The organism is Micromonospora sp. ABR4_055 (assembly GCF_056160425.1).
The window spans coordinates 1-18,508 of sequence record NZ_JBSWXD010000138.1 but is presented as its reverse complement, the minus strand read 5'-3'; the positions used below and the strand labels follow the sequence as shown (position 1 = coordinate 18,508).

At 68.5% G+C, this 18,508-nt stretch carries 16 protein-coding genes and 1 riboswitch; of the genes, 6 read left to right on the top strand and 10 right to left on the bottom strand.

Going from position 1 to position 18,508, the window contains the following annotated elements; genetic code table 11:
* The 5 genes from ACXAHD_RS25150 to ACXAHD_RS25130 all read right to left on the bottom strand — a co-directional run.
* A partial coding sequence (locus ACXAHD_RS25150; RefSeq protein ID WP_475053627.1) for an N-acetylmannosamine-6-phosphate 2-epimerase occupies nucleotides 1-708 on the bottom strand: 708 nt, incomplete at its 3' end.
* Nucleotides 705-1,643 (bottom strand): DUF4434 domain-containing protein, encoded by a 939-nt coding sequence (locus tag ACXAHD_RS25145; protein WP_475053623.1) that lies wholly within the window; start codon nucleotides 1,641-1,643, stop codon nucleotides 705-707. The genes ACXAHD_RS25145 and ACXAHD_RS25150, both read right to left, overlap by 4 nt.
* Before the next feature lie 32 nt (nucleotides 1,644-1,675).
* The gene (locus ACXAHD_RS25140) at nucleotides 1,676-2,497 is read right to left on the bottom strand and encodes a carbohydrate ABC transporter permease (RefSeq protein WP_475053621.1); all 822 of its coding nucleotides are present in this window, start codon (nucleotides 2,495-2,497) and stop codon (nucleotides 1,676-1,678) included.
* A complete protein-coding gene (locus ACXAHD_RS25135) occupies nucleotides 2,490-3,395 on the bottom strand; it encodes a carbohydrate ABC transporter permease (protein ID WP_475053618.1) in 906 nt (301 codons plus the stop codon). The genes ACXAHD_RS25140 and ACXAHD_RS25135 overlap by 8 nt, the downstream gene beginning before the upstream one ends.
* Nucleotides 3,385-4,671 carry an ABC transporter substrate-binding protein gene (locus ACXAHD_RS25130; protein ID WP_475053616.1) on the bottom strand — a complete coding sequence of 429 codons (1,287 nt, stop codon included), beginning with the start codon at nucleotides 4,669-4,671 and terminating at the stop codon, nucleotides 3,385-3,387. The genes ACXAHD_RS25135 and ACXAHD_RS25130 overlap by 11 nt, the downstream gene beginning before the upstream one ends.
* A 124-nt stretch (nucleotides 4,672-4,795) precedes the next feature.
* On the opposite strand from ACXAHD_RS25130, the gene ACXAHD_RS25125 reads away from it, so the two are divergent.
* Nucleotides 4,796-5,518 (top strand): GntR family transcriptional regulator, encoded by a 723-nt coding sequence (locus ACXAHD_RS25125; protein WP_475053614.1) that lies wholly within the window; start codon nucleotides 4,796-4,798, stop codon nucleotides 5,516-5,518.
* A gap of 147 nt (nucleotides 5,519-5,665) precedes the next feature.
* Here ACXAHD_RS25125 and ACXAHD_RS25120 read toward each other — a convergent pair whose 3' ends face one another.
* Both ACXAHD_RS25120 and ACXAHD_RS25115 read right to left on the bottom strand, forming a co-directional pair.
* On the bottom strand, nucleotides 5,666-6,175 hold the full coding sequence (locus tag ACXAHD_RS25120) for an acyl-CoA thioesterase (protein WP_475053611.1): 510 nt from the start codon (nucleotides 6,173-6,175) through the stop codon (nucleotides 5,666-5,668).
* Between the two features lie 136 nt (nucleotides 6,176-6,311).
* Nucleotides 6,312-6,531: riboswitch (cobalamin riboswitch) on the bottom strand.
* Between the two features lie 252 nt (nucleotides 6,532-6,783).
* Nucleotides 6,784-7,794, bottom strand: coding sequence for a nitronate monooxygenase (locus tag ACXAHD_RS25115; RefSeq protein ID WP_475053609.1), 1,011 nt, complete (start codon nucleotides 7,792-7,794; stop codon nucleotides 6,784-6,786).
* Nucleotides 7,795-8,117: 323 nt separating this feature from the next.
* On the opposite strand from ACXAHD_RS25115, the gene ACXAHD_RS25110 reads away from it, so the two are divergent.
* From ACXAHD_RS25110 to ACXAHD_RS25095, 4 genes are all read left to right on the top strand, one after another.
* On the top strand, nucleotides 8,118-8,513 hold the full coding sequence (locus ACXAHD_RS25110) for a hypothetical protein (protein WP_475053607.1): 396 nt from the start codon (nucleotides 8,118-8,120) through the stop codon (nucleotides 8,511-8,513).
* Nucleotides 8,514-8,895: 382 nt separating this feature from the next.
* Nucleotides 8,896-11,055: a sensor histidine kinase gene (locus ACXAHD_RS25105; RefSeq protein ID WP_475053604.1), complete on the top strand. Its 2,160-nt coding sequence runs from the start codon at nucleotides 8,896-8,898 to the stop codon at nucleotides 11,053-11,055.
* An 18-nt stretch (nucleotides 11,056-11,073) separates the two neighbouring features.
* Nucleotides 11,074-11,679, top strand: a complete 606-nt coding sequence (locus ACXAHD_RS25100; protein WP_475053601.1) for a response regulator transcription factor — start codon at nucleotides 11,074-11,076, stop codon at nucleotides 11,677-11,679.
* Between the two features lie 94 nt (nucleotides 11,680-11,773).
* Complete coding sequence (locus tag ACXAHD_RS25095; protein WP_475053598.1) at nucleotides 11,774-13,399, top strand: IS1634 family transposase; 1,626 nt, start codon at nucleotides 11,774-11,776, stop codon at nucleotides 13,397-13,399.
* A 36-nt stretch (nucleotides 13,400-13,435) separates the two neighbouring features.
* On the opposite strand, the gene ACXAHD_RS25090 is transcribed toward ACXAHD_RS25095, so the two are convergent.
* The 3 genes from ACXAHD_RS25090 to ACXAHD_RS25080 form a co-directional block, all read right to left on the bottom strand.
* Nucleotides 13,436-14,698, bottom strand: a complete 1,263-nt coding sequence (locus tag ACXAHD_RS25090) for a SagB family peptide dehydrogenase (RefSeq protein WP_475053595.1) — start codon at nucleotides 14,696-14,698, stop codon at nucleotides 13,436-13,438.
* 203 nt (nucleotides 14,699-14,901) lie between these two features.
* The gene (locus tag ACXAHD_RS25085; protein ID WP_475053592.1) at nucleotides 14,902-17,166 is read right to left on the bottom strand and encodes a TOMM precursor leader peptide-binding protein; all 2,265 of its coding nucleotides are present in this window, start codon (nucleotides 17,164-17,166) and stop codon (nucleotides 14,902-14,904) included.
* An 11-nt stretch (nucleotides 17,167-17,177) separates the two neighbouring features.
* Nucleotides 17,178-17,351, bottom strand: a complete 174-nt coding sequence (locus ACXAHD_RS25080) for a hypothetical protein (protein ID WP_475053590.1) — start codon at nucleotides 17,349-17,351, stop codon at nucleotides 17,178-17,180.
* A gap of 226 nt (nucleotides 17,352-17,577) precedes the next feature.
* Here ACXAHD_RS25080 and ACXAHD_RS25075 point away from each other — a divergent pair.
* Nucleotides 17,578-18,508, top strand: a 931-nt coding sequence (locus ACXAHD_RS25075; protein WP_475053587.1) for a LysR substrate-binding domain-containing protein, incomplete at its 3' end; no start/stop codon positions are given.

Below are 18,508 nucleotides of genomic sequence, written 5' to 3'. Positions count from 1 at the left end.
GGCGGGGCCGGCCACGCGGGGAGCGGCCGCGGCGAGGCCCCGGGTCAGCGCGACCGGATCGGTGATCGCGGTTCCGACGACCGTCGCGTACGCGCCCGCGGCGAACGCCGCACGCACCTGGTCGGGGGTGGCGAACCGGCCCTCGGCGACGGTGCGGACCCCGGCGGCGGTGAGCGCCGCGACGAGGTCGAGGTCCGGTGCCGTCTGCCGAGGGCTGTCCGGCGTGTACCCGGACAGCGTCGTGGCCACGAGGTCCGCGCCGGCCGCCCAGGCGGCGGTGCCCTGGTCGACGGTCGCCACGTCGGCCATCACGGGCAGGTCGAGCTGCCCGTGGATGCGGGCGACCAGGGCGTCGACCGGCAGCTCACCCCGCCCGGTGGCCTCGACGGCGACGACGTCGGCGCCGGCGCCGGCGAGTGCCTCGACCAGTTCCCAGCGCGGGGTGATCAGGTCGCGGTCGGCGGCCCGCTCCTTGTGCAGCGCGATCACCGGAAGGTCCACCGCGGACTTCACGGCCCGTACGTCGTCGGGGTGGTTGACCCGCACGGCGGTGGCACCGCCGAGTGCGGCACACGCGGCGAGCCGGGCGATGACCGCCGACACCCGCAGCGGATGACCCTCGGGTGCCTGGCAGGAGACGACCAGGCCGCCGGCGATCGCCGCCACCGGGTCCAGCCGCGGGGCCACCGGGTCCAGCGGCGGGGTCATCGGGCACCCCGCGAGGTGAGGAACTCGCCGTAGCGGTCGTAGAGGTTGCGGGCCGCCGGCCACACCGAGTTGGGGCTGAGGAAGTGGGAGAACTCAAAGGTGATGATCTTCTCCACGTACGGTTGGACCGCGTCGAGCTTGTGCGCCAGCTTGCGCCAGTCGGTCGGGGGGAACCGGATCGGCATGTCCCGGTCGAAGCTCTCGATGTTGGCCCAGGAGACGATGCCGTACCGGCTCGCCGCCTCGGCCGTCGCGGCGAAGTACTCGGCCGACCGGGCCAGCTCCACCGTGCCGTCCTGGAACGCGCAGTAGTCCACGAGTCCGGCGTACCGCTGGAAGATCTCCTCCCAGATCCGCACGTGTTCCTCGGGCGAGCGGGGCCGCTGCCGGGGGTCGGTGCTGGTGGCCATGTCGGCACGGCCGTGGAAGAACGGCGAAACCAGGACGGGCAGGTCGCTGACCTCGCGCAGCCGGGCCGCGAGGGTGGTGTTGATGTCGAGGATCCGCAGGCTGGTGTCGGTGGTCTCGTGCGGCAGGTACCAGCCGCGCAGCGCCGGTGAATCGCCGTAGCGTTGCCACATCTCGTCGATGACGGCGAGGTTGACGTCGACCTCGGTCCGCCAGTCGTAGCGGTACCAGTGGTAATGCGAGTCGTACAGGCCAAGGAAGAAGTCGATGTTCCGTTCGGCGGCGAGGTCGAGGAAGAGCCGGACCAGGTCGACGTGGACCGGCAGCGCGGGCAGCCGGTCGGTCACCGCCCGGCTCGGGCAGGCCAGCCGCTCGCCCAGGCCGAGCCGGATGAGCACGACGGTGTCGATCCCGGCTTCGACGAAGGTGTCGAACTCGCGGGCCCATTCCCGCCCGCCCCAGTTCTGCGACGGAATGTCGACGCTGATCTCGTCGAGGAAGGTGCCACTGATCGCCTGGTACGGCATGGACGTTCCTTTCACGGTTGGTGCGGCTACGGTCACTTCAGTCCCTTCGTCGCGATGCCCTCGACGAAATACCGCTGCCCCAGCAGGAAAATGATCAAGGCGGGGAGGGTGAACATGACGCTGGCCGCCATCAACGGACCCCAGTCGACGCCGTGCTCGGAGAAGAACGCGTACAGCCCGACCGACAGCGTGTACTGGCTGCTGTCGGTGAGATAGATGAGCGGGTTGAGGAAGTCGGTCCAGGTCCAGACGAACTGGAACACCGCCACGGTGGCCAGCGCCGGCCGGGCCAGCGGAAGCACGATCCGCCAGTACACCCGGAACTCCGAGGCGCCGTCGAGCCGCGCCGCGTCGAGCAGCTCGTCCGGGATCCCGACGAGAAACTGGCGGAGCATGAAGATGAAGAACGGGATGCCGAAGAAGCTCGGTACGACCAACGGGAAGTAGGTACCGACCAGGCCGATCTTGTTCCACAGCAGGTACAGCGGAACGAGGGTCACCTGCGGCGGCAACATCATCGAGCCGAGAACGAGCGCCAGCATCAGGCCACGACCGGGCCAGTGCAGCTTCGCCAGGGAGTACGCCACCAGCGGGCAGGACACCAGGCTGCCGACGACGCAGAGCCCGGAGACCAGCAGGGTGTTGCCGAGGTAACGCCAGAACGGCATCGCCGACAGGGCCGCCTCGAAGTTGCCGAACTCCCACTGCTCGGGCAGCAGCCGCGGTGGCAACGAGAACACCTCGGCGGGCGGTTTCAGAGCGGTGCCGATCATGACGACGAACGGGAACAGCATGCCGAGCGCGATCGCCCAGACGAGCGCGTGGCGGCCGGCGAACCGCGCTTTTCTATCCATAGTGAACCCATCGACGCGAGGTGAGCATCAGGACCGCGGTGACGGCGAGCGTGACGAGGAACAGCACCCAGGCGAGCGCCGACGCGTAGCCCATCTTCAGGAACACGAACGCGTTCTGGTACACGTACATCCCGTAGGTCAGCAGCGAGTCGTCGGGACCGCCGGCGGCCGCGTTGAGCCGGGTCTGCGCCAGCAGGTAGGGCTGGGTGAACATCTGCAGGCTGGTGATCAGCCCGACGATCAGCTGGAACAGCGTCACCGGGCTGATCGCCGGCCAGGTCACCGCCCGGAACCGCTGCCACGGCCCGGCCCCGTCGACCAGCGCCGCCTCGTAGGTCTCACTCGGCACGTCCTTGAGCGCGGCCAGGTAGATGACGGTCGTGCCGCCGACCATCCACAGCCCGATCAGGATGATCGCCGGCTTGGTGAACGTCGGGTCCTCCAACCAGTTCGGCTGCGGCAGGTGCAGCAGGCCGAGAATCCGGTTGAAGTAGCCGTACTGTGCGTTGAGCAGCCAACGCCAGACGTACACGCTGACCACGATCGGGATGATCGTCGGCAGGTAGACGATGGCCCGGTAGATCGGCAGGCCGCGTACCCGCGAATTGAGCGCCAGCGCGAACCCCAGCGACAGTGCCAGGGCGAGCGGTACGCCGAACACGGTCAGGTACAGCGTGTTGAACAGTGCCCTGGTGAACCGCTCGTCGGCGACCATGGTGCGGTAGTTGTCGACGCCGACGAAGGTCGGCGGCTGGAACAGGTTGAAGTCGGTGAAGCTGTAGTACCCCGACGCGACGATCGGTCCGAGGATCAGCACCACGAAGCCGACCAGCCAGGGGCTCGCGAACGCCAGCCCCAACCGGAGCTGGCGCCGCGAGGTTGTGGATCTACGGGGCATAGGAGTTGGCCTTGTCCGCCACGTCGGCGAGTCCCTCAGCGGGCGACGTGCGTTGCTGGGCGATGTCGTCGAAGGCCTGACCGAGGTCGCTGGTGTACTCGGCGGACCACGGCGTGCTGGCCAGCGACTGGGCGTTCGGGCTGCGCAGGGCGTCGAGCCAGGTCGAGAACTGCGGCAGCGTGTCGTAGCGCGGGTCGTCGAGCAGCGAAATCCGGGCCGGCAGGTTGCCCAGCGCCAAGGTGAACTGGACCATCGCGTCCTCGGACAGCAGGTACTTCATGAACTCCCACGCCTCCTCGGGGTGCTTGGCGTTACGCGGGATGAACAGCGTGCTGGTGGTGACCTGGGTGGTGCCGGCGAGTTCCGGCTGCGCCGCCGGGTACGGCAGCGGCGCCACACCCCAGTCCAGGTTGGGGGCGAACTTGTCGATGAACACCGACTGCCACTCGCCGTCGATGATCGTGGCCACCTTGTCGACGTAGAACGGGTTCTGCGCGGAGGCGTACTCACCGAAGCCGGAGGTGAAGTCGCGGACTTCCGCCACCCCGTACGTGCCGGGGATGTTCCCGGTGTAGAACTCCAGGCCGGCGACGTTGCCGGGGTCGGCCGGGGTGGGCCGGCCGGACTGATCGTCCCAGGCCCCGCCGAACATGAACCCGAGCGTGGTGAACGATGTGTTGATCTCGGCGTTGGCGTAGCCGAGCTGGGTGATCGTGCCGTCGGCGTCCCGCTTGGTGAGCTTGGCGATCTGCTCCGCCCACTCCTCGGTGGTCTCCGGCGGACCGTCGATGCCGGCCTCGGCGTAGAGCTTCTTGTTGTACATCAGCATCTGCGCGTGCAGGGCGATCGGCATCGAGTAGGTCTGGCCCTCGTACTGCATCTGGGACATCGCCGCCGGCACGAAGTCGGCGGTGTCGAGCCCGTCGGCCTCGATGAAGTCGTCCAGCGGGGCCAGGATGCCCTTGCTGGCCCAGGCCCCGACGCCGTTGCCGAAGTGGTCGGAGATGTCGAACCTGCCCTGCGCGCCGGACATCGACGTCAGCTGCTTCTGGAAGTCCGGGTTGGAGACCCCCCGGACCTCGATCTGGTCCTGGCTGGCGTTGAAGTCGGCGATGATTTCCTCGAGCGCTTCGGCCTCCGCACCGGCCCACAGGTAGGAGAAGACCACCTCGACCTTGTCGCCGCCGCCGTCCGAGTCGCCACAGGCACCGAGCGCTGTGGCGAGTACGCCGGCCACCGCCGCGGCGGTGGCCCGCCGGAAAGATTCGCGTCTCACGTGCACCTCCAAAGATCATCTTTGGTCTAGTCCAATTGTCAGTGCGGGTAGCGTAGACCGGCAGGCAGCATCGCGCTAGTATCATTTTGGTTTAGACCAGCCGCCCCTGGAGCTGACACCTCGGATGACCGCGACCAAGCATGAGCTGCTCCGCAGCCACCTGCAGAACCTCATCGAACGCGAGCTGGCCCCGGACGAGCGACTGCCCACCGAGCGCGATCTGGCCCAGGAGTTCGGCGTCAGCCGGATGACCGTGCGTCAGGCCCTCGAACGCCTGGAAAACGAGCGGCTCGTCTACCGGGTACGCGGCGCCGGCACCTTCGTGGCCCGACCAGCCATCACGAAGAGCATCGAGCTCACATCATTCAGTGACGACATGCGTCGCCGTGGACTGACCCCAGGTTCGCACCTGCGCACCGCCGAGTCGATACCGGCCGGCGCGAACGTCGGCTTCGCGCTGGGCCTGAGCCCGGCGGACGAGGTCGTGCACCTGGAGCGGGTCCGGATCGCCGACGGCGTCCCGATGTGCATCGAGCACACCTATCTCTCGGCGGCGCTCGTCCCGAAGCTGCTCGACCGGCCGTTCGACAACTCGCTCTACGACCTGCTCCGGGACCATTACCACATCCGGCTCGTCCGGGCGGAGCAGTCCATCCGGGCCACGGTCCTGGACGAGGCGACGGCCACCCTGCTGCAGGTCCCGGCCTTCAGCCCGGCCCTGCTGGTCGAGCGGACAGCCTACGACCAGCGGGACCGCCCGGTGGAACGGGCCATGTCGACGTACCGGGGCGACCGCTACGCCTTCGAGATCGAGGTGGTCCGCCCGACCACGGACGGCACCGCCTGACAACCCCTCTCCACCGGCTGACTGCCCGGCACCGTCCGGCCGCCCGCCGGCGGTGCGCACCGTCACGCGCGATGACAGACTTCCAACCCGCAGGTCAGCGACCAGAGCCGGATCTGGGCGCTCCACCCGACACGAACCTGGACTCGCTCATGCCAGACCGGCCTCGCTGGCAAGGGCCCGACGCAGCGTCAGGCGATGCTCGCGCCGGATCTGCGCCTCCTGGTACCTACGGCGGTCGTCGTCGGTCTCCGGCGACAGTGCGGGTACCGGTCGCGGTTGTCCGTTGTCGTCGATGGCGACCATCACCAGGTGGGCGGTGGCCACCAGGGTGGGTGGGACGGCGCGGTCCCACCGGTCAGCGGTGACTGTCACGGCGATCTCCATCGAGGACCGGCCGGCCCAGGTGATCCGGGCGTCCACGTGCACGACATCGCCGACCCGTACTGCCTGGAGGAAGGCGGTTTCGTCGATTGCGGCGGTGACGGCCGGGCCCTCGGAATGGCGGGCGGCGACCACACCGGCGACGGCGTCGATCAGGTTCAGAATCCGGCCGCCGTGCACGGTGCCCATCAGGTTGGTGTGGTGCTGGTCCATGATCTGCGACAGGGTCAGCCGTGACGCGGACGGTGGGCGGCTCGGCAGAGTCGTGTCGTGCACGGGGAACGTCCTTCGAGGTGGTCGTGACCCACGGAGGGGGGCAGACCACAGCGACCTGCGGGCACGCGGGCATGCGGGCCCGAAGGTACGCGGTCCGCCCGGCCCACCCGCGAGACCGGTGGCGCCACACACCCGGTCGGTGTGTGCGGCGCGGGCAGGTCTTCGGACTCGCGGGCGCGTCCGGACCGGGGTCCGGTCTCCTACTGGCCGTCGCTTCCCAGGCGCGGGTGCGCCCAGTGCCGGTGACGGCGGTCGTTCCTGCTCACCGCTGCGGGGCAGTCCCGGATTCGCACCGGGTTCCCTCTTACGACGCCCCTTCCCGACGGGCGGGGCGAACCAGCGCTGACGCCGATGATAGCGGGCCGTCGTCCCACTGTGTGGAAGGGTGATGCGGTCTGCGGCGCGGGGTGTGCGGACCGTCTCACCGGCACGACGCGGACGGGGCAGGTGAGCCGCTGCCCAGGTATGTCGAACAGCCGAGAAGCCGGACACCCTGTCGGCACCCCACCACCCGGACCAGCACCCGCACGGCGCGTCACGGGACGATCGTTACCTGACCCGTCACCAGTTGCGTTCGAGCGATCCGAGCAGGGCCGTACCCCTGCCGCTCACCCGCGCCCGACCAGCCGTTCCAGGATGTCAGCGGCGGGGCCAGCCGCGGTAGACCGGAAGCCGGTGCCGGCCCACAGGTGAACCGACTCGGGATCCCCCGCTTTCGCCGCGGCGCGGCGCACCGGACCGGTCAGGTGGTGCAGGGCCGGATAGCCGATCGGTGCCGATTCGCTGAACCGGTCGGTGAACCTGTTCCGCAGGGCGCGGGCCGGCCGGCCGGTGAAGGCTCGGGTGACGATCGTCGTGCGGCCCCCGTGGTCGGCGAGGACGGCCCGGTGCACCGGGGAGGTGCCGGCCTCGTCAGCCCGCAGCAGGGCGGTCCCCACCATCACCGCACCGGCCCCGGCGGACAGGACCGCGGCGACCTGGCCTGGGTCGGCGAGGCCCCCTGTCGCGATCAGCGGTAGGCCCACCGACCGCCGGACTCCTGCCACCAGGTCGGGCAGGCAGATCGTCGCGGGTGGTCGCGTCGGGGTCAGGGTGCCCCAGTGACCGCCCGCAGCCGCCGACTGGACCACCAGCTCGTCGGCCCCGGCCTCCGCAGCGGCGTTGGCCTCCTCGACCGAGGTGACAGTCTGAACGGTACGGGTACCCACCCGCCGGAAGGCGGCGAACACAGACCTTGGCGGAATACCGAAGGTGAAGCTGACCACCGGTACCGGGTCGGCCAGCAGGAGGTCCACCTTGTCCGGCCAGTGATCGTCGTCCTCGACCGGGTAGGCGGGCAGCGCCACCCCGTATCGCTGCGCCTCGCCGGCCAGCAGATCCGCGTACCGGGCGTAGCTTGCCGGATCGATCCGGACCGGGTTCGGCGCGAAGAGGTTGACCCCGAACCGTCCCCGCCCTGCGGGCCGTACCGCCGCGATGTCCTCGATCAGGGCCTGCGGGGTCCGGTACCCGCCGGCGAGGAACCCCAGCCCACCCACCCGAACCGCGGCGAGTACCAGGGCAGGGGTGCTCGGGCCCCCCGCCATGGGGGCTGCCACCACCGGTAGTTCGATATCCATCGGTCTTTCCCTCCCTGGCCTGGAGACGTGCATCCGGATGCCATGTCAGGGCCGGCGCCGCCGTGGCGACCGGCGAACTGAGCCGGGGTGGGGTGCCCCGGGAGGCTCCCCAAGGTACCAAGCTGAGCCGCTGACGGGCACGACTGTCCATCGACACCGTCTGGCATGCTGCGGCGGATAGTTCCGAGGCGATGCCGGCGATCCGGGCGGACCGACGCTTCGATCTCGATAACGAGGGCTTATCGATATAATTTTTGGTATCGGGGCATCATCGAGGGCCAACCAGAGGGAGAGTCGCCATGCCAAGGCCAGTGTCACAGAAGATGGGCGTCAAGGAGGGCGCGCGGGCGTTCTTCGTCAACGCCCCGCAGACAGCGCTCGAAGCAATCGAGCTACCGGCCATCGAGGTCGCCGACGAACTGACCGGGGAATTCGACTACCTCCATCTGTTCACCATCTCCGGCACCGATCTGAACGAGGTCTTTCCCCGGCTCAAATCCCATCTCAAGGCAACGGGCACATTCTGGGTTTCGTGGCCCAAGAGCAAGCAGCTCGGAACCGACCTGACCCTTCCGAAGGTCATTCATATCGGCTATAACCACGGTTTGGTCGAGAGCACCTGCCTCAGCGTCGACAGCACCTGGTCCGCCCTGAAATTCACCCACCCCAAGAGGGGCAAGACCTACAACAACAGCTTTGGGAAGCTGCCCGACGCATAGCCCACTGTCATAATCCCGCCAACTCGCCACGGTAGCAAGCCCGGCCGGTGGACAAGACTCTCCCATCGCGCCGGGCGATCAACGAGCTTGACAGGGGAAACTATGCCTGGTTTGCTGTGCGGTACTACACACCGGTCGGTGCCAATGTAGCGAAGCCCGGGGGAATAGTGTCGTGGTAGGCAGGGATTCGAGCCCTTCGTTCCATACCTCGGCTGATCTGTCCGACAGCGACCTATTTGCCCACTTATCCCCGAATCAATCGGGCCGGCTTACCGCTTCACGGATTTCCCGAGCGGTGATCTTCGCCGTACTTTTCGGTTACTCACTGAACACACTTCTGTCAGTTATCGCCGCCGGGATACAAGGTCCGCCGCTGTTCGGTTTGGTCCTTTGTCTTGCCGCCGCCTTCGTGCTGCAGATCGCGCATTCCACCCGGGACCCGTTGACCTGGGCGCCACAGGTACGGGCAGCCACTCTGAGCACTCAGGCCGTCGTCACCTTCCTCCCGTTTCTCTGGGTGGGTCCGCAGGCAGGTGCCCTCGCAGGCTTCCTCGCCGGGTCGGCCCTGCTGGCGTTGCCCCACCGATGGCGCTGGTGGGTCGCCGCCGGGGTCGTCCTGGGGGTGCTGGTCCTCCTGCGGGCCGAAGGGCTCGCGGGAGTCCACATCGCCTACGGGGTGTACTTCTCCGCGCTCACCGGCCTGGTGGTCTACGGCATCAGCTCCCTCGTCGCACTGGTCGCAACGGTCCACTCGGCCCGGGGCGAGCTGGCCTGGATGGCGGTGGCTCAGGAACGGCTCCGGGTCGCTCGTGACCTGCACGACCTACTCGGGTTCAATGTGTCGGCAGCCATGCTCAAGAGCGAGCTGGCCTACCGGCTCCTGCCGGTCGCCACCGACCGAGCCCAGCGTGAGCTACGGGACGTGCTGCAGATCTCCCATCGGGCCCTTGTAGACGTGCGGATGGTCGCCGGCGAGGGTCGGCGGATGTCGCTGGCGGCGGAGGTCGAGGCCGCCCGAGGGCTACTCACCGCCGCAGAGGTGCAGGTGGAAGTCGAGGTGACGGTTCCAGAACTGCCTGAGGAGATCGACACGGTCCTCGCCATCGTGCTACGCGAAGCCACGACGAACACGCTACGGCACAGCAAGGCACAACAGTGCCAGATCAGGTCCTCGGTGGTGGCCGGGCAGGTGCGACTGCTGATCGAGAACGACGGGGTGGATCCCGAAGGTCAGGCACACGCACCCAGCGGCTCCGGGTTGAACAATCTGACCGAACGGTTGGAACCCCTCGGCGGGAAGCTCGTCTCTACCGTCGAGGGTGGAAGATTCCGGCTCTTCGTCACCGTACCGGCGCCCTCCGTCCCGGCAGGGCACGCCACGGGCAAGGCCGATGTGACGCCGGTGGTCCCCCCTGCCGCCGGCAGCGAAGCTTCCCGGTGGCATCGGCGGGTCGCCAGGACGATCACCGCCCTGGTCTTCTCCGGATACGCGCTGCTGATGGTCATCAACATCCTGCCTGGGCAGCCGGGCCTGCCGGGCCTGATCGGTTTCGCGGCCTGCGTCGCCACCCTCGTCGGAGTCCAGATTCTCTACTCACTGCGAAGGACCTGGACCTGGCCCCGTCACCTCCTGGCTGCCAGCCTCGCCGGTCAGGCGGTCGTCACCGCCCTGCCGCTGCTCTGGATCGGCGCTCCCTGGGGTTCGATGGGCGGATTCCTGGCAGGCTCCATGCTGCTGGTCACCCGCGAGGCCCTGCGGTGGCCGCTGTACGGATCGGTCGGCGGGGCCATCTTGATAGTCTCCCTGTTCTATGGACACGACCCGGGGTGGACCGCCTATCTCACCCTCTCCACCCTCCTGACCGGGATAGCGGTCTATGGAATCGGCTCCCTGTCTGGCCTGGTTCAGCAGGTCGACCAGGCCCGGACAGAGTTGGCCCATGTCGCGGTGACCAGGGAACGTCTGCGCGTCGCCGGGGAGGTACAGGACCAGTTCGGGCAACTACTCTCCGCAATGACCGCGAAATGCGAGACGGCGATCCGTTTCCTCCCGGGGCAGCCCGAACTGGCCAAGGCAGAGTTGGCAGAGGTGCTCGACATCGCCCGCAGGGCGGTGGCCAACATCCGAACGGTCGCCAGCGGCTACCGGCACCTCTCCTTCCACACCGAGGTGGATTCGGCCACCACCAGTCTGGCCGCAGCCGGGATCAGGACCACTGTCAAGGCACCGGAGATACTGCCTGCGGAGGTAGAGGCCCTGCTCGCGATTGCACTGCGCGAGGCGGTCACCAACATGATTCGACACAGCGAGGCACGCCGGTGCGACATCGAGGTCCGGCTCACGGGAGAAGCGGTGCGGCTCCGAGTGGCCAACGACGGGGTATCCCCCGGTGGCCTCCGCCGGACGAGATTCGCGGGTCTCGCCGACAGGTTGCGGGCCATCGGGGGCAGCCTCTCCATCGAGATGACCGACGGAACCTTCATCCTGTGGGTCGAGGTGCCGGTGACCGCAACCATCGGCAACCGACCTCCTAGCAGTTGAATCCTGAAGGGACCCTAGTTGCTCAAGATTCTTCTCGCCGAGGACGTACACATGGTGCGCGGCGCGCTGGCCTCCCTGCTCGAACTGGAGGGCGACCTGACCGTGGTCGCCCAGGTCGACAGCGGCGACAAGATCGTGTCAGTGGCCCTACGTACCCGCCCAGACGTCGCCATCATCGACGTGGACCTCCCGGTGCTGGACGGCCTCTCGGCGGCGGAGGAACTGCACGGGAGGCTGCCCGAGTGTCGCACCCTGATCCTCACCGGGCTCGGCCGGCCGGGCACCCTGCGCCGGGCGCTCTCCTTGTCCGTCGGGGGATTCCTGCTGAAGAACTCACCCTCCGACGCGCTGGCCCAAGCGGTTCGGGAGGTCGCCTCGGGACGGCGGATCGTGGACCCCCAACTCGCCCTCACCGCCTGGGACGTCGGAGAGATCCCTCTCTCCGGACGGGAGATCCAGGCCCTGCGACTCGCGGCGGGCGGGGCCGAGCCGGACCAGATCGCGGCGACCATGCACGTCTCCGTCGGCACCGTACGCAACTACCTGACGAAGTCGGTGGTGAAGCTGAACGCCCGGAACCGGGTCGACGCCATCCGGATCGCCACCGAGGCCGGCTGGATCTAGACCCGTCTTTCGCACATGCGGTTGAGTGACTTGCGTTGCGGGCGTGCGGCTGGTTCGTTGCTGATCCATGAGTGGATCTGGTGGGCCTCGACGGGTGGCGCGGCGACCTCGGGCGCGGGTCGCCGCGACGGGTCGGGTGGAGAAGCAACTGGGGTCGCTGCCGGTCATCGCGGACTTCTCCCGCCGGTTGGACATCGCGGGTGTGGTCGACCGGGCCTGCCCGATCCGGGAGGTCGCCTCCATCAGCCACGGGCAGGTCATCGAGGCGCTGATCGCGAACCGGCTGACCAGCCCGAAAGCGATGGTCGCCGTGGCCGACTGGGCCCACGCGTGGGCGGTGGAAGAGGTCTACGACATCGATCCCGACCTGCTCAACGACGACCGGCTGGGCCGGGCCCTGGACGCCCTCGCCGATCAGGCCGACCAGGTCGTCGGATCAATCGGCGCGACCGCGATCACGGCATTCGGCATCGACGTCACCCGCTGCCACTGGGACATGACCTCGATCTCGCTGTACGGCGCATACGACCACATCGACGACGAGTACCCCACCCCTGCCTACGGCCACCCGAAAGACCGACGCACCGACCTCAAACAGATCCAGGCCGGCCTCGCCGTCACCGCGGACGGCGCCGTCCCCGTCCTCAGCCGGACCTATGACGGCAACGCCGCCGAGATCGCCCAGGTCACCGACACCATGCGCGCTCTGCAAGCCCTGGCCACACCCCGCAACTTCCTGCTGGTCGGCGACTCGAAACTCATCTCCTACCCCAACGTCACCGCGATGACCACCGAGCAGGTCACCTTCATCGCGCCCCTGGCCGCGTCCCGGGTCCCCGACGGGCTGTTCGCCGGCCTCGACCCGTCCCGGGCCACGATCGTGGACTACATCGCCGAACGCGACGAGGGCAGACCACACACCGAACGGTGCGCCTACCGGGTCGACGAAGACACCATGGACCTGACCGGCCCCCGCAAGAAGGACCCGGTACACACCCTACGGCGGATCCTGGTGCACTCCACCGCCAACGCCACCGCCCAGGCCAAGGCCCGCGCGCTCAGACTCGCCCAGGCCCGCACCGAACTGGACACCCTCACCCGTACCGCCGGCACCCGCCACCACCGCACCATCGACGCCGTCACCACCAAAGCCACCGCGATCGGCCGCCGCCGCCGGATCAGCGCACACCTGCACACCACGATCACCACCGACGACACCGGCAAACCGACGTTCGCCTGGACCCTCGACCAGGCAGCCCTCGACGCCGAAGCCGCCGCCGACGGCTGGTACGCCCTGCTGACCAACCTGCCCGCCGACATCGACGCCACCGACGTGTTCCTGCGCTACAAGGACCAGCCCGCCGTCGAACGCCGCTACAGCGAGTTCAAAGGCCCCCTCGCCGTCGCACCGATCTTCCTACGCAACAACCGCCGGATCACCGCACTGATCACCGTGATCTGCCTGGCCCTGCTCATCTTCTGCCTCATCGAACGCGAAGTCCGCCGCAACCTCGCCCCCGACACCGAGATACGTGGCTTCTACATCAACGACCGCCGCCCACGAAAGCCCACCGGACGGCTCATCCTGCAAGCACTCGGCGAACTCCGACTCATCCCCGCGCCCCCGAACGAAGCAGCCACCATCCCCACACCCGGGCCTCTACAAACCCGACTCCTGCGACTACTCCACGTCGACCCCACCCAACCCCGCTGGCCATGACCAACGACCACCCAACCGCATGTGCGAAAGACGGGTCTAGACCTGGCCCGATGCCCCCCCGGCCTGCTGGGGGCGATCGGCGGGACGGCCCAGAGCGAAGCTGCCGACACTGGACTCGGTCCGCCAGTCGAGCCCGAGGATTCGGGACGAGACCTCGATCTCACCGCAGTCGATGCGGCGGCCGGTCAACCCCAGCGCGGCGCAGACCAGGGTCAACAACTGGGTCAGCGCGCCGAAGTTCCGTAGCACCAGGGAGTAACCCAGCTCCCCGTACTTGAGGGACACCCGGCGGAACCGGGCGGTGATGGTGAACAGCACCGCCGGCCGTGCGCTGAGATCGGCCGCCACCCGGCTCATGTCCAGCAGGTTCTCGATGTCCGCCTCGGCGTCACTGACTAGTTCCAGACGGTGCCCCAGGGGGTCGTAGTGGTACACCCCACGCGGCATCTGCTGACACCGGTCCACGGTGGCGTAGATTTCCAGTTCGTAGCTGCGCCCGGTGCTGGAGTACGGGCGGTCGCTGGTGACGGAGCCCGCACTGGGCTCCGTCGGTTCGCCGACCAACGACCGCACCCGGGCCGTCCGGTACAGCAGGGTGCCCAACTCGTCGATGGTCATCGGGTCGACCGAGAAGTGGCGGGAGCTGCGGCTCCTCTCGATGACCCCGACCAAGGGCTGCCCAACCCCGGAGCGATCCTCGGGATTCGGGCCGGGCAGGACCACGGCTCGCCCGGCGGCCGGCGGCTTGACCACCGGCTCGACGACGGCCGACTCCCCTATGGGATAGATGGCCCCGAAGTCGTGATCGTGCCGCCCCAGCGTCGATCGGGTATGGAACTGCAGGCCCGCCGGGGTCCAGCCGATCAGCGCGGAATCGGCGTCGTCGCTGCGGTCGACCAGGTCGAAGGGGCCTTCGCTGCCCGCACGGACCGCCAGCCCTGCCCCGAGCAACGGAATCACGACCACTTGGGTCAGGGCGTCGGTCACGGACGGCACGGCGGGCCGGATCAAAGTGCCGACCGCCGACATGGCCTCCGGGCCGTGCAGGATCACCCGGTGCAGGGAGAGCGGCGACTCGATGAGGTAGTCACTGCCGTCGGTACGGATGGTCGCGAACCTGGAGAGGCGTACGGGATGGATCGGCGGGGCGTCGGGGAGTCGGAACCTCGCCTGCGGGGTCAACGGCACCACCGAGAGGAGGTGCCGGTCCGGCTCGAAGCCGAAGGCCCGCACCACCAGGTGTCGGAGCTGGTCCAGCACCTCATCCATGGTCTCCCAGTCGGCTCGGTCGTTGATCACGTTCGACAGGGCTATCGGACCCAGGGTCATCCGTCGTAACGCCCGGACAACCGCAGGGGGTAACCGCCTCAGAGTGGTGTCCTCCGATCGGCTACGCACCACCACCGTCCCCTCGCCGGGGCCGAGCTCGACGAACACCTCGTCACGGAGCGACCATCGAGAGACCCACATCGGATTCTCATTCATTCAAGCTTCTCCGTGCGTTATAGGAAGAGAGGGACCGGGTTGAGTTCCTGGTACGGGGTCGGAGCCACAAGGCGCCCGAGCTGGACCGGCACGTCGAACAGGCGGCCGGGCGCGAACCGGGCCCAGAAGTGCCGGAGCCCGGGAATGACCACCTTGACCACTGGCATACCGAGATCGGGCCGGGTCTGATCGAGGACGAGCACCTCCAGGTCGTGGCGCGCCGCGAGGGCCACGATCCGCTCCACATCCGCTCCGAGGTCCGCGCAGGCATTGTAGTGAAACCCGGCACGGCTGCGGGGGACGACGTGGTCAGCCGGCCGCAGGTAGGGCTGGTTCGCCAGGGTCGCCGTCCGCCACCATCGCTGGATGTGCGGGTCGGCCCGGTCGTAGCCGCTACCGTCGGGGCGGGTATCGATGACCGCCGGCAGCAGTTGACCGAGTTCGGTGAGTGCCCGCCGGAGGGCCACCGCCGGGTCGAAGTGGGCGCCGAAGCCGAGCATCAGGTCCTCTTCCGGCTTGTCGACCCGACGCGAGACCGCGGCCATGACGGGTATTCCAAGGTCGGCGGTGAGGTCCAGGACCCAGAACTCGCGGTTGAGCTCCGCATACTGGACGCGCAGCTCCGCCAGCCAGGGATCGGGGAAAGAGTTCAGATCCACGGCAGGATGCCGGGTCCGGTTGTACCACCAGAGGGCGACCGCGTCCCGCTCGACCAGCTCGAGGAAGCCCTGGACGATGGCATCCTCGAGGCTGCCACCCGCGGCGCTGCCGTTGGATGTCGCGCGCAGCGACCGGTGCCCTCGCGAAGTGAAGTAGAGCAGATCGGTCGGGACCAGACGGTGCCGCCGGTGGGTCAGTGACCAGACCGGGGTCCAGTCGAGCTCCTCAGTCTCGTCGAAGGGCTCTGGGACCTGCTGAAACCCGGGGTTGGCAGCGTTCCAGGCCAGCCGACCGGCGAACTGACGCCGGTCGAAGAGCTGACAGGCATCGGGGTGCACCGCCGCCTCCCCCAGGTCGCGCAGGGCAGCCCGGATGGTCGGCTCGTCACCGAAACGCGAGCCGCAGTAACGTTCGACGGACTCACAGAGTGCGCTCACCCGGGCCTCGAGGTCCGTACGTCCCTTGCCGCCGCTCTGCTGGCGCAGGCCGGCCCGCAACCCGGCCATGCTCCCGGTCATCGCCCGGTTCGTCCCGGACAGGTAGCTGTGCAGGAAGTCCGGGCAGCGGGGATCCCGGTGGATGCCGTCGGTGATACCGGTGATCGGATCCGCGAGCCGCCGGTACCGGTCCCAGACCTGCCGCTCGGTCAGGGCCCGGTGCCCGTTGCCCGCCACGGTGGCCTTCCGCCGGGAGGTCGGCCGGACCGGCTCCCAGGTCCGGGCGGCCATCAGGCCAGGATCCCCACAGTCCCGGCACTGCGGCCGCCGGTCGACCGGATGTGACCGACCTTCGAGAGTCAGGGTGTCGAAGATCCGCACCGCGTCCCAGGCGACCCTGGTGGCCCCGGCCAGCCATTTGGCTACCTCGACGGCGACCAACTGCAGCCCGAGTGCCCGGGTGGCGGGCAGGGATGCTTCGGGAGCCACGACTGCGGCAGACCCGGCGAGGTCCCGGAGCAGGACCTCCCCTGGGCGCTGGCCTCGCAGCCGAGTCGCCAGGCAGGACCAGCATGGGCCCTCGCCGCCAGGCTGGAAGACCGGACCGATCCACAGTTCCGAGCCGATCGGCTTCGCCGGCATCCAGGCCCGACCGGTGGCCAGCATCTGGCTGTTGATCGCCCGGAGCCCGGGGTTCAGGTAGTCGTCACAGAGCACCAAGGTCAGGTGATGGCCACGGTCGGGACCCTCCTCGGCGGCGACGCCGGTGGCGCGCAGGGCGGCGGTGGCGGAACCAGCGTCGAGTATGCCCTCCCCACCCAGTGACGTCACCCGTACCGCCGTCCCGTTCAGCCGGTCGGGGTCGGCTCCGGCCAGATCCCAGTACGCCTCGGCCGCCTGGTCACCACCGGGCGAGGGGGCCCGTCGCAGGGTGACCAGGTCGGCGGCGACGAGAGCACCGAGCAGCTGACCGAGTCGTTCCGGCGCAAGCCCGGGTGCCGCGTTCTCCTGCACCTCGCGCACCGTACGGGTGCCGTCCAGCAAGGGGGCGAGGATGCCGATCTGCTCGCCGGAGAGGGCTACCGTGCCGCGGGCCGAGACGAGGTAGACGGCAGACTCCCCGGGGACGGCCGCCATCCGCAGGTGGCGGCGGAATCCGATCAACGTTGGCGTCTTCCCGGTCACGGCCGCGGTCCTCATCCGCAGTAGGTGAAGGCCGGGGCAACAGTCACCGGGTGGTCGAGGTCCTCCACCACAAGCCCCGAGTCGGTGAAGTCCGCCGTACGGAGGACGTCCACGAGCACGGTCGCCGCGAGGCACCCGTTCTCCCCGTCCGCCGTCAGGATCCGCAGCACGTCAAGATTGGTCATGACCAGACTCTCCGTCCACTGGATGCGGTCCTACTCTGAACCGCTCGATGCGATGATTCTCGGTGTGGGCCAAGGGTCTTCGATACCTTCCACTTCACGCCCTGGATGTGAATTTCTCATATCCAGTTCGTGAGTGGCGCTGTAGGAACGGAGCCGCCGCCGTCCTACGCTTCCGGCAATTGATGTTGCGCATCCCGCCGACCTTGATAACGCGAAGCGAGGAGCCATGCACCACGACCTGCAAATAAATCGGCTTCGGGCACTGGTGACCGTGGTGGACCTTGGCGGTTTCCGACGCGCCGCAGAGGCTCTGCACGTCACCCAGCCCGCGATCAGCCAGCAGATCCGCCAGTTGAGCAGCTTCATCAAGGAGCCGGTCTTCATCTCCACCGGCCGGGAGCTGCGGCTCAGCACCCAGGGCGAGGAACTGCTCGGGTACGCCCGGCGGTTGGTGGCCCTCAACGACGAGGCGGTCGAGCGGTTCATGCCCCCGGCCGGGGGCACCCGGCTCTCCATCGGGATCGGCGACCAGCTCGCTGAGGCTCTCCCGGACATCCTGCAGTCCTTCTCGTACCGGATGCCGCGTTCCCAGATCAACGTGCGGACCGGGCTCAGCGAGAACCTTGAGGCACAGGTGGTCAACGGTCAACTCGACGTGGCCCTGCTGCTTCAGCCGCGCACCCCGCGGGCGGCCACCGCCTACGAACTCGGCCACCTCCGGATGGGTTGGTTCGGCCAGCCGGTTTACGGCGAGGGGACCGCCCTTCCGTTGAGCCTGTTCACGGAGCCGAGCACGCTGCGCAGTCGGGTCGTCGAGGTGTTCAACGCCTCCCGACTCGCCTGGCGGGTGGCGTACGAGGGCTCGGAACTGGTCGGTCTGCGCGCCGCGACCAAGGCCGGCCTCGGAGTCTCCTGCCTGATAGCCAATGGCGGCGAACTCTGGAATCTGCCGTCGGCGTTCGGTGACGACCTGCCGGATCCCCCTGGCCCGATCCCGGTGACGATGGCAGTCTCGGCCAACTCCGCCGCTCCTGGTTTCGTCCGGGTGGCCCGCAAGGTTCTCAAAAAAGCTGTGACTGGTTACCCCTTCGCGAGCGAACAAAACACGACGGTAGGACGCACCACGCCGAGGGGCCCCGGGACTCTCTCCCGGGGCC